General features: G+C 68.9%; 11 protein-coding genes. 8 read left to right on the top strand and 3 right to left on the bottom strand.

Annotation, left to right across the window (positions count from 1 at the left end; genetic code table 11):
• Positions 1 to 2 precede the first annotated feature (2 nt).
• A complete protein-coding gene (locus V6M63_RS18710) occupies positions 3 to 653 on the top strand; it encodes a TetR/AcrR family transcriptional regulator (RefSeq protein WP_332744281.1) in 651 nt (216 codons plus the stop codon).
• Positions 654 to 681: 28 nt separating this feature from the next.
• Here the strand turns inward: V6M63_RS18710 and V6M63_RS18705 are convergent, their stop codons facing one another.
• On the bottom strand, positions 682 to 1,455 hold the full coding sequence (locus V6M63_RS18705; RefSeq protein WP_332744279.1) for a TOBE domain-containing protein: 774 nt from the start codon (positions 1,453 to 1,455) through the stop codon (positions 682 to 684).
• 73 nt (positions 1,456 to 1,528) lie between these two features.
• Here V6M63_RS18705 and modA point away from each other — a divergent pair, with 73 nt between their 5' ends.
• From modA to modC, 3 genes are read left to right on the top strand one after another with little or no spacing between them, the layout of a single operon-like run.
• A complete protein-coding gene (gene modA, locus V6M63_RS18700) occupies positions 1,529 to 2,275 on the top strand; it encodes a molybdate ABC transporter substrate-binding protein (protein WP_332744277.1) in 747 nt (248 codons plus the stop codon).
• Between the two features lie 6 nt (positions 2,276 to 2,281).
• Entirely contained in the window at positions 2,282 to 2,965 is a 684-nt protein-coding gene (gene modB / locus V6M63_RS18695; protein ID WP_332744276.1) for a molybdate ABC transporter permease subunit, read from the top strand.
• Positions 2,962 to 4,062, top strand: coding sequence for a molybdenum ABC transporter ATP-binding protein (gene modC / locus V6M63_RS18690; protein WP_332744275.1), 1,101 nt, complete (start codon positions 2,962 to 2,964; stop codon positions 4,060 to 4,062). The genes modB and modC overlap by 4 nt, the downstream gene beginning before the upstream one ends.
• Before the next feature lie 10 nt (positions 4,063 to 4,072).
• Here the strand turns inward: modC and V6M63_RS18685 are convergent, their stop codons facing one another.
• Together V6M63_RS18685 and V6M63_RS18680 are read right to left on the bottom strand one after the other, a co-directional pair.
• A complete protein-coding gene (locus tag V6M63_RS18685) occupies positions 4,073 to 4,330 on the bottom strand; it encodes a PsiF family protein (protein WP_332744274.1) in 258 nt (85 codons plus the stop codon).
• 108 nt (positions 4,331 to 4,438) lie between these two features.
• The gene (locus V6M63_RS18680; protein ID WP_332744272.1) at positions 4,439 to 4,855 is read right to left on the bottom strand and encodes a DUF3597 domain-containing protein; all 417 of its coding nucleotides are present in this window, start codon (positions 4,853 to 4,855) and stop codon (positions 4,439 to 4,441) included.
• A gap of 353 nt (positions 4,856 to 5,208) precedes the next feature.
• On the opposite strand from V6M63_RS18680, the gene kdpA reads away from it, so the two are divergent.
• From kdpA to V6M63_RS18660, 4 genes are all read left to right on the top strand, one after another.
• On the top strand, positions 5,209 to 6,930 hold the full coding sequence (gene kdpA, locus V6M63_RS18675) for a potassium-transporting ATPase subunit KdpA (protein ID WP_332744270.1): 1,722 nt from the start codon (positions 5,209 to 5,211) through the stop codon (positions 6,928 to 6,930).
• 10 nt (positions 6,931 to 6,940) lie between these two features.
• Positions 6,941 to 9,007, top strand: a complete 2,067-nt coding sequence (kdpB, locus tag V6M63_RS18670) for a potassium-transporting ATPase subunit KdpB (RefSeq protein ID WP_332744268.1) — start codon at positions 6,941 to 6,943, stop codon at positions 9,005 to 9,007.
• Between the two features lie 17 nt (positions 9,008 to 9,024).
• Positions 9,025 to 9,666: a potassium-transporting ATPase subunit KdpC gene (gene kdpC / locus V6M63_RS18665; RefSeq protein WP_332744266.1), complete on the top strand. Its 642-nt coding sequence runs from the start codon at positions 9,025 to 9,027 to the stop codon at positions 9,664 to 9,666.
• A gap of 19 nt (positions 9,667 to 9,685) precedes the next feature.
• The coding region (locus V6M63_RS18660) for a DUF4118 domain-containing protein (protein WP_332744264.1) at positions 9,686 to 11,098 on the top strand (1,413 nt) is incomplete at its 3' end.

Here is an 11,098-nt window from a genome sequence, read left to right as displayed (position 1 = left end):
AGATGACGAAAACCGAAGACGATGCCCAGCCGAAACCGCGCCGCGGCAGGCCACGCGATCCCGAGCGCTACCGGCGCATCCTGGACGTGGCGCGCAAACACTTCTATGCGCACGGTCTGGAGCGGGCCAGCCTGGACGCCATCGCCGCCGAGGCCGGTGTTTCGAAAATGACCATCTACAGCCACTTCACGTCCAAGGAGGGGCTCTTTGAGGCGGAAGTGCGCGACCGCACCGAGCGTGTGGTGGGCGGCCTCGCGGGCGCCGGAGCGCTGGACGAGATGGACCCCAGAAAGGCGCTGCTGGCCATCGGCGAGCAGTTCCTGACGCTGGCGCGCGAGGACGAGGCGCTGGGTCAGTTCCGCTCGGTCTACGGCGCCGCCGGCGCGCAGCCCATGGTCTGCCAGGCCTTCTACCGGCAAGGCGCCGATCGGCTGATCGGTGACCTGGCCGCGTACCTGCGCCGCGCCGACGCGGCCGGCACGCTGAAGGTGCCGCACCCGCGCCAGGCGGCGGACCTGTTCCTGGCGATGTTCCTGGGCGACGGCCACATCCGCGGGCTGTTGATGCTGGACATGCCCAGCGCCCGGGAGAACAGAGCGCTGTTGCGCGAGGCGGTGAGGGTGTTCATGGCCGCCTACGCCATCGCGCACTGATCAGCTGGTGCCGCTGCCACCGGTCCTCTCAACCCGCCAGTCCAATCACCAGCGCCGCCGGCAACAAAGCCGCCACAGCCACATCCCCCACCCGCCCCTTGAACGGATGCCGCGCAAACCCCACCCAGTGGCCCCCGCCCTCCAGCGCCAGCACCACCTCGTCTTGCCGGGCACCGGGCGAACAACGCTCGATACGGCCGGTGAGCGCACCGGCCGCAGGGTTTGAAACAGCGAGGGATACCTCCACCGCCGTCGCCTTGCACAGGGCCAGCACGGCCAGCCCCGGCGCCAGGCCCAGCAGGTCCGCGCTCTCTTGCGTGATGCTGGACACCAGTTGCGCGCCGCCCTTGGTCGCCAGCGTCACCTCCACCATCGGGTCACCGGGGGCTAGGGGAGCACAGCGCAGCACGCGGCAGCGCAGCTGGTTGCGCATGCTGGTGCGCAGGCCCAGGCCGCCCTCAATGAGGGCACCACCCGCAAAGCGGGCCAGCACCTGCTGGCGTGCGCGGGCCAGCTCGGCGGCGAGCGCGAGCAGTTGCAGGCCGTCGGCGGTGATGCGCGCGCCGCCGCCGCCCACGCCGCCCACGGTGCGCTCCACCAGCGGCACACCGCTGAGGTTGCTCAGCGTGTCGATGGCCTGCCACGCGGCCTTGTAGCTGATGCCGACCTGGCGCGCCGCCTGCGAGATGGAGCAGCCGGCGGCCACGTGGCGCAGCACGTCCAGGCGTTTGTCGGCGCTGGCATCGGTCAGGGCCTGGGGCAGATCGGTGGGCGAGCGAGAGGTGATTCTTCTGGAAGCCATGGGTCTTGAGGTGCCGTCTATACTCACCGCTATTCCTGATTGGAATAGCGATGTTTTTGAGAGGATCGCTCCGATGTTCGCACGTTCACTGCTGTTCGCATGCCTGTTTTTCACGGCCGGCGCGCCGCATGCCGCCGAGACGCAGGTGGCGGTGGCGGCCAACTTCGCCGAGCCCATCAAGGCCATTGCCGCGGTGCTGGAAAAGACCACCGGCCACAAACTCAGGATCACCGTGGGCGCCACCGGCCGGCTCTACGCGCAGATCAGGAACGGCGCGCCGTTCGACGTGCTGCTCGCGGCCGACACCAAAACCCCGGCCCAGCTGGAGGCCGATGGCCTGGCACAACCCGGCAGCCGTTTCACCTACGCGTCCGGCAAGCTGGTGCTGTGGTCTGCGGACGCGGCCAAGGTGGACGCGCAGGGCGCCGTGCTCAAGACCGGGGGTTTCCGCAAGCTGGCGATTGCCAACCCCAGGACGGCGCCCTATGGCGCGGCGGCGGTGGAAGTGATCGACAAGCTGGGCCTGGCGGCCACGCTGAGCCCGAAGCTGGTGCAGGGCGAGAGCATCGGCCAGGCCTACAACTTCGCTCACACCGGCAACGCGGAAGTCGCTTTCGTGGCGATGTCGCAGGTGCTTGGAGCCGGGCGGCTCAAGAGCGGTTCGATGTGGGTGGTGCCGCAAAGTCTGTACGCACCCATCCGGCAAGATGCGGTGCTGCTGAAAACCGGCGCCCACAACGAAGCGGCGCTGGCGCTCATGAAGCTGCTGCAAAGCGCCCACATCAAAGACCTCGTCCGCTCCCACGGATACGACATCTGACCCGCCGTGCTCCTGACACCCTCCGATCTCCAGGCCATCGGCCTGACGCTGCAAGTGGCCACGCTCACCACCGCCATCCTGCTGGTGCTGGGCGTGCCGCTGGCGTGGTGGCTGGCGCGCAGCCGCTCGGCGTGGAGCCGGCCGGTGGGTGCGCTGGTGTCGGTGCCGCTGGTGTTGCCGCCGTCGGTGCTGGGTTTTTATCTGCTGGTGCTCATGGGGCCCAGCGGCCCGGTGGGTGGGCTCACACAGGCGCTCGGGCTGGGCGTGCTCACTTTCAGCTTCGCGGGCCTCGTGATCGCCTCGGTGTTCTATTCGCTGCCGTTCATGGTGCAGCCGGTCTTGAACGCCATGCAGGCGCTCGGTGAACGCCCGCTGGAGGCCGCAGCCAGCCTGCGCGCCTCCAAGCTGGACACGTTCTTCTCGGTGGTGCTGCCGCTGTGCCGGCCGGGCCTGGTCACGGGCGTCATCATGAGCTTCGCGCACACGGTGGGCGAGTTCGGCGTGGTGCTCATGGTGGGCGGCAACATCCCCGGTGTGACGCGCGTGGTGTCGGTGCAGATCTACGACCACGTGGAGGCGCTGGAGTACGGCGATGCGCACCGCCTGGCGGCGGTGATGCTGGGCTTCTCGTTCCTCGTGCTGCTCGCGCTGCAGCTCTACAACCACCGACAGCGCAAGGGCCTCGGATGAGCGGCGATCTCCAACTCACCGCACACCTGCAGCGCCCCGGCTTCCTGCTCGACGTGGACTTGCGTCTGCCCGCGCGCGGCGTCTCGGTGCTCTTCGGCCCCTCGGGCTCGGGCAAGACGTCATGCCTGCGCGTGCTCGCGGGTCTGGAGCCCATGGCCCAGGGCGTGGTGCGCGTGGATGGCGAGCTGTGGCAGGACAGCGCGCAACAGGTGATGCTGCCGGTGCACCAGCGCGCGCTGGGCTATGTGTTCCAGGAGGCCAGCCTGTTCGAGCACCTGAGCGTGCGCGACAACCTCATGTTCGGCTTCAAGCGCACACCGCCTGCCCAGCGCCGCCACGCCTGGGACCACGGGCTGGAGCTGCTGGGCATTGCCCACCTGCTGCAACGCAGTCCCCACGAACTCTCCGGCGGTGAGCGCCAGCGCGTGGCGATCGCCCGCGCCCTGGCCACGAGCCCGCGCGTGCTGCTGATGGACGAGCCACTGGCGGCCATCGACGCGGCGCGCAAGAACGAGATCCTGCCGTGGCTGGAACAACTGCACGAGCGGCTGGACACTCCCGTGGTGTACGTGACCCACTCCAGCGACGAGCTGGCGCGCCTGGCCGATCACGTGGTGCTGCTCAACGAAGGTCGCGCGCTGTGCAGCGGGCCGGTGACGGAGCTCATGACGCGGCTGGACATGCCGCTGGCGCGCGGCGACGCAGCCGCCGCCTTGATCGAGGCGCGCGCCGTGGACCATTCCCCGGCCGATTGCCTGAGCGAGCTGGCGTTCGACGGTGGGCGCCTGCTGCTGCCGCAAGCCAGCAACGCTGCCCTGCCGAAGGGCACGCCGGTGCGCGTGCGCATTCAGGCGCGCGACGTGAGCCTGTCGCTGCAGGCACCCGAGCACAGCAGCGTGCTCAACGTGCTGAACGCCACGGTGGTCGACGTGGTGGACGACACGCCCGGCCAGGTGCTGGTGGGGTTGCAGCTGGGCCACGGCTCGAGCCCTGTGCGGCTGCTCTCGCGCATCAGCCAGCTCTCCGCGCGCCGCCTGGGCATAGTGCCCGGTCAGGCGGTGTTTGCGCAGATCAAGGGGGTGGCGATGGTGCGCTGAGGCCAGCGCCTCAGCCCGCCGCGCCCACGGCGTCTTTCACGCACTTCCTGGTGAAGCTGTTCTTGGCAGCGCCGTAGATCTTTTTCTCGACCGCCGCGGCATCACAGGTGGCGGTCGCGTCTTTCTCGCACTTCTTCATGAACGAGGTCTTGGCCGCGCCGGCAAGCTTTTTCTCGGTGGCGGACGCCGTGCAGCTCGCACCTTCGGCAAACGAGGTCAGCGGCAACAGGGCCGCGAGCATCCAGGAACCCAACCAGATGGTGCGCATGCAGATCTCCATGAATGAAAAATTCATTGAAGATCAGCCGGCAACCACTGTCAATGCGCCGAGGCGGGTTTGGGGCCCCGCCTCGGGTTCATCCCAGCATCGAAAGTATCAATCGAGCAGTTCTTTGGGAATGTTGCCGCCGTTGGCTGCGATGTGTGCCAGCACGTTCTTGTGCAGCCACACGTTCATCTTGGCCGAGTCGTCCATGAGTTCGTCGGGGCAGTAGAGCTCTTTGGCCAGCTCCTTGCGCGCGGTCAGGCTGCTGTCCATGTCGAGCAGCTTGAGCAGGTCGACGATGGAGGTGCGCCAGTTGAGCTTTTGCGGGTTGGCCGCGGCCTTCTTCTCCATCAGGGCGACCACGTCGACCATGGTGATGGAGGCCACCGGTGCAGGCGCTGGCGCGGCAGCGGGAGCGGGTGCGGCCGATGGCGCGGCAGGCGATGCAGGTGTCGCGGCCGGTGGCTGTGGCACCACCTTGGGGGAGCCCATGCCGAGTTTTTCGAGGATGTTGCTGAAGAGGCCCATGGTTTTCTCCTTGTGGATGGATGGACGCGCCGGAGTCCGGGTGGCAGCGCGCTGCGCACAAGCATAGGCCATAAAGATGACCGCACGCCGCGCCATCTTGATGCGTTCTTGACACCCACCCCCCAACTCTTGCTCCCGCCTTGACGCCGCCGTTCCTAGCATCGGTGGACTGTCTTGAACGGAGAACCACATGGACTTCATCTACATCGGCCTGGCTGCGGCATGCGGCCTGGCCGTCTGGGGGCTGGCACTCATCTGCCACCGCCTGCAACCCACGGGCGGGGGGCGATCATGAGCGCGCCGGGCCGCTCCCAGGCGCTCGTCCCGGAGCGCGCAGCGCGGAGGGTAGTCCGGTGAGCGCCGCGGCATGGCTGCAGCTCGCGGTGTTCCTCGGCGTGCTGCTGGCGCTGGCCTGGCCACTGGCGCGCGCCATCGATGCGGTGATGGCCGGCCGCTTCGCGCCGGGCCGACGCATCGAGGCACCGCTGTGGCGCCTGGCCGGCGTGCGGCCGGAGCGTGAATCCGGCTGGCTGCGCTACGCGCTCGGCCTGCTGGTGTTCAACGGCCTGGGGGTGCTCGCGGTGTATGCGCTGCAGCGCTTGCAGCATGTGCTGCCGTTGAACCCACAAGGCTTTGGCGCCGTCACGCCCGACTCGGCTTTCAACACCGCCATCAGCTTCATGAGCAACACCAACTGGCAGGGCTATGGCGGCGAGTCCACCATGAGCTACCTGACCCAGATGCTGGGCCTGACGGTGCAGAACTTCCTCTCGGCCGCCACCGGCATCGTGGTGGTGATCGCGCTGGTGCGCGGTTTCTCGCGCCACTCGGTGAAGTCCATCGGCAACGTGTGGGTCGACCTGACCCGCGCCACGCTGTGGGTGCTGCTGCCGCTGTCGCTGGTGCTGGCGGTGTTCTTCGCGGGCCAGGGCGTGATCCAGAACCTCTCGCCCTACACCCCGGTGCACACGCTGGAGGTGGCGACCGATGGTGCTGCCACGCAGACCCTGGCCATGGGCCCCGTGGCCTCGCAGCTGGCCATCAAGATGGTGGGCACCAACGGCGGCGGCTTCTTCAACGCCAACTCGGCGCACCCGTTCGAGAACCCGACGGCGGTGACGAACTTCGTGCAGATGCTCGCCATCTTCCTGATCCCCGCCGCGCTGTGCTTCGTGTTCGGTCGCATGGTGGGTGACCGCCGACAAGGCTGGGCGGTGCTGGCCGCCATGGTGGTGTTGTTCGTGGCCTTCGTGGTCGCCGCTACCACCTTCGAGCACCAGGGCAACCCGGTGCTGGCCGCGCTCGGCGCGGACCAGACCACCAGCACCCTGCAATCCGGCGGCAACATGGAAGGCAAGGAAGTGCGCTTCGGCATCAACGCCTCCAGCCTGTTCGCGGTGATCACCACCGCCGCGAGCTGCGGCGCGGTGATTTCCATGCACGACAGCTTCACGCCGCTGGGCGGCATGGTGCCGCTGGTGCTGATGCAGCTCGGCGAGGTGGTCTTCGGCGGCGTCGGCGCGGGCCTCTACGGCATGCTGGTGTTCGCCATCATGGCGGTGTTCATCGCCGGCCTGATGATCGGACGCACCCCGGCCTACCTGGGCAAGAAGATCGAGGCGCACGAGATGCGCATGGTGTCCATTGCCATCCTGGTCACGCCCTTGTTGGTGCTCATCGGCACGGCCGTGGCCCTGATGACCGAGGCCGGTCGCGCCGGCATCCAGGACCCAGGCACCCACGGCTTCACCGAGGTGCTGTATGCGCTGTCTTCAGCCGCCAACAACAACGGCAGCGCCTTTGCCGGTCTGTCGGCCAACACGCCGTTCTACAACGTGCTGCTCGGCCTGGCGATGGTGTTCGGCCGCTTCGGCGTGATCGTGCCGGTACTCGCCATGGCCGGCTCGTTCGCCGCCAAGCAGCGCGCCACCGCCACCGACGGCACCCTGCCCACCCACGGTCCGCTGTTCGTGGCCCTGCTGATCGGCACCGTGTTGCTGATCGGCCTGTTGAACTATGTGCCTGCGCTGGCGCTGGGCCCGGTGGCCGAGCACCTGATGCTGTGGGCACGTTGAAAAGAACACCATGACCCGCACAACCCTGACCCTGTTCGACCCGGCGCTGGTGCGCCCCGCCCTGTTCGACACCTTGCGCAAGCTCGACCCGCGCACGCAGTGGCGCAACCCGGTGATGTTCGTTGTCTACCTGGGCAGCGCCTTCACCACCGTGCTGGCCTTGCAACAGCCCAAGGCATTCACCATCGCGGTGGCGCTGTGGCTGTGGTTCACCGTGCTGTTCGCCAACTTCGCCGAGGCCCTGGCCGAGGGCCGCAGCAAGGCCCAGGCGGCGTCGCTGCGCGGCTTGAAGCGCCAGACCTGGTCCAAGAAGCTGGAAGGAAGCTACGACCGCAACATCCCGCGCACGGCCATGAAGTGGCTGCCACTGGAGGCCGACAACCTGCGCAAGGGCGACATCGTGCTGGTCGAGGCCGGCGACACGGTGCCGGCCGACGGCGAGGTGATCGACGGCGTGGCCTCGGTGGACGAGAGCGCCATCACCGGCGAATCCGCCCCGGTCATCCGCGAATCCGGTGGCGACTTTTCGTCCGTGACCGGCGGCACCCGTGTGTTGTCCGACTGGATCGTGGTGCGCGTGTCGGTCAACCCCGGCGAGACCTTCGTGGACCGCATGATCGCGATGGTGGAGAACGCCAGGCGGCAGAAGACGCCGAACGAGATCGCGCTGACCATCCTGCTGGTGGCGCTCACCATCGTGTTCCTCGGCGTGGTGGTCACCTTGCTGCCGTTCTCGCTGTTCAGCGTGCAGGCCAGCGGCGCTGGCGAGCCCGTGAGCCTGGTGGTGCTGGTGGCCTTGCTGGTGTGCCTGATCCCCACCACGATTGCCGGCCTGCTCAGCGCCATCGGCGTGGCCGGCATGAGCCGCCTGATGCAGGCGAATGTGATCGCCACCTCGGGCCGCGCGGTGGAAGCCGCTGGCGACGTGGACGTGCTGCTGCTCGACAAGACCGGCACCATCACGCTGGGCAACCGCCAGGCCAGTGCCTTCCTGCCCGCCCCCGGCGTGAAGGAAGCCGACCTGGCCGACGCCGCGCAACTCGCCTCGCTGGCGGACGAAACGCCCGAGGGCCGCAGCATCGTGGTGCTGGCCAAGCAGAAGTTTCAGCTGCGCGAACGCGAGGTCGAGGCCCTGGGAGCGAGCTTCATTCACTTCACCGCGCAGACACGCATGAGCGGTGTGGACTTGCCGCAGGGCCGCACGCTGCGCAAGGGCGCGGCCGACGCGATCCGCAAGCATGTGGAGTCACTGGGTGGCGCGTTCCCGGCGGCGCTTCAGGCTTCCGTGGACGAGGTCTCGCGCCGTGGCAGCACACCCCTGGTGGTGAGCGACCGTGAGCGTGCGCTTGGCGTGGTCGAGCTCAAGGACGTGGTCAAGGGCGGCATCAAGGAGCGTTTCGCCGAGCTGCGCCGCATGGGCATCAAGACCGTGATGGTCACCGGCGACAACCGCCTGACGGCCGCGGCCATCGCCGCCGAGGCCGGCGTGGACGATTTCCTGGCCGAGGCCACGCCCGAGGCCAAGCTCAAGCTGATCCGCGAGCACCAGGCGCAGGGCCAATTGGTGGCCATGACCGGCGACGGCACCAACGACGCCCCCGCGCTGGCACAGGCCGACGTGGCGGTGGCCATGAACACCGGCACGCAGGCGGCCAAGGAGGCGGGCAACATGGTCGACCTCGACAGCAACCCGACCAAGCTGATCGAGATCGTGGAGACCGGCAAGCAGATGCTGATGACACGCGGCGCGCTCACCACCTTCAGCATCGCCAACGACATCGCCAAGTACTTCGCCATCGTGCCCGCCGCGTTCGTCAGCACCTACCCGCAGCTCTCGGCGCTCAACGTGATGCAACTCGCCAGCCCCAACTCGGCCATCCTGTCGGCGGTGGTCTTCAACGCGCTGATCATCGTGGCCCTCATCCCGCTGGCGCTCAAGGGCGTGCGCTACCGCGCGGTGGGCGCGGCCTCGCTGCTGCGCCGCAACCTGGCCATCTACGGCCTGGGCGGCATCGTCGTTCCCTTCGTCGGCATCAAGGTGATCGATCTGCTGATCTCCGCCGCCGGCTTCGCCTGAATTTCCAAGGACCTGTCATGAACACGAAACTTCAAACCACGCCCAGCGAGCCTGCCTCAGAAGGCCCGGTGCTGCGCCCGGCCCTCGTGCTGTTCGCCGTGCTGACCCTGGTCACCGGCCTGCTCTACCCGCTGCTCGTCACCGGCGTGGCGCAGGCGGTGTTTGCGCACCAGGCCAACGGCAGCCTGATCGAGCGCGACGGCCAGACCGTGGGCTCCGCGCTCATCGGCCAGCCGTTCGCCCAGCCCGCCAACTTCTGGAGCCGCCCGTCCGCAACAGGCCCGATGGCCTACAACGCCGGCGCCTCCGGTGGCTCCAACCTCGGCCCCGGCAGCCCCGCGCTGGCTGAGGCGGTGGCAGCGCGCATCGCCGCACTGCGCGCCGCCGACCCGGGCAACACCGCGCCCGTGCCCGTGGACCTGGTGACCGCCTCGGCCAGTGGCCTGGACCCGCACATCAGCCTGGCCGCCGCGCGCTACCAGGTGGCGCGCGTGGCCCGCGTGCGTGGCCTGGCGCCCGAAGCGGTGAGCGCCCTGGTGGATCAGCACACCGAGCGCAGCTTGTTCGGCTTTCTGGGCGAACCCCGCGTGAACGTGCTGGCGCTGAACCTGGCGCTCGACACAGGTGACAATGCCTCCCACCGGCGCGAACCCTCCTGAAGCGCAGGCCCGACGCCCCATGTCCGAACCCGCCCGCCCCGATCCCGATGCCCTGCTCGCCCAGGTGCAGGAAGCCGAAGCCCGCTCGCGCCGCGGCAGCCTGAAGATCTTCTTCGGCGCATCGGCGGGCGTGGGCAAGACCTACGCCATGCTCTCGGCCGCGCGCGCGGCGCGCTCCCAGGGCACACCAGTGACCATCGGCGTGGTCGAGACGCATGGCCGGCCCGAGACCGAAGCGCTGGTGCGCGATCTGCCTCGCCTGCCACTGCGGTCGGTGCCCTACCGGGGCCACGAGTTACACGAGTTCGATATCGACGCGGCGTTGGCTTTCGGCGAGCAGCACGACAACGCGCTGGTGCTGCTCGACGAACTGGCCCACAGCAACGTGGCCGGCTCGCGCCACCCCAAGCGCTGGCAGGACGCCGAGGAACTGCTGGCGGCCGGCATCGACGTGTGGTCGACGATGAACGTGCAGCACCTGGAGAGTCTCAATGACATCGTCAGCGGCATCACCGGCATCCGCGTCTGGGAGACCGTGCCCGACCGCTTCTTTGACGACGCCGACGAGGTGGTGGTGGTGGACCTGCCGCCCGACGAATTGCTGGAACGCCTGAAGGCCGGCAAGGTGTACCTGCCCCAGGGCGACGACCAGCGCGCCGAGCGCGCGGCCGCCAACTTCTTCCGCAAGGGCAACCTGCTGGCGCTGCGCGAGCTCGCGCTGCGCCGCACCGCCGACCGGGTGGACGACGAGATGCGCGCCTATCGCGCGGGCAGCGCGGACAAGCCGGTGTGGCCCAACCGCGAGGCCCTGCTGGCCGGCGTGGGGCCCGGTGCGCACAGTGAAAAGGTGGTGCGCAGCACCGCGCGCATGGCGGCCCAGCTCGACGTGCCCTGGCACGCGGTGCATGTGGAGATTCCCGGTCGACCCCTGGGCGAGGTCGCGCAGCGCGCGCTGCAACTCGCCGAGGGCCTGGGCGCCACCAGCGCCACGATCTCCGCTCCCGACACGGCCACCGCGCTGGTGCGCTATGCGCGCGAGCACAACCTGGCGCGGCTGGTGCTGGGCCGGCGCGCCCGCCGTTGGCCCTGGCAGCGCAGCGTGGCCGACCGCATCGCCGAGCGCGCGGAAGACCTGGACCTGGTGCAGGTCGGGCTGCCCGCGAACGCGGCCGCACGAGCCGGCAGCGCGCCGGGCACTGAACGCGGCGACCTGCCCTGGCGCGGCTACGGCTGGGCCACGGCAGTCTGCGGCCTCACGACCCTGCTGCTCACGCCGTTGCTGGGTGTGCTGGAACTCAGCAACATCGTCATGCTGTTCCTGTTGGCCGTGGTGGGCGTGGGCCTGGTGTTCGGGCGGGGGCCGGCGGTGCTGGCCGCGTTCCTGGGCGTGGGCCTGTTCGATTTCTTTTTCGTGCCGCCGCGCTTCACCTTC

It is taken from the genome of Hydrogenophaga sp. (assembly GCF_036675665.1).
Classification (GTDB): Bacteria; Pseudomonadota; Gammaproteobacteria; order Burkholderiales; family Burkholderiaceae_C; genus Hydrogenophaga.
The sequence above is the reverse complement of the archived record's forward strand: the minus strand, read 5'-3'. Positions and strand labels throughout refer to the sequence as shown.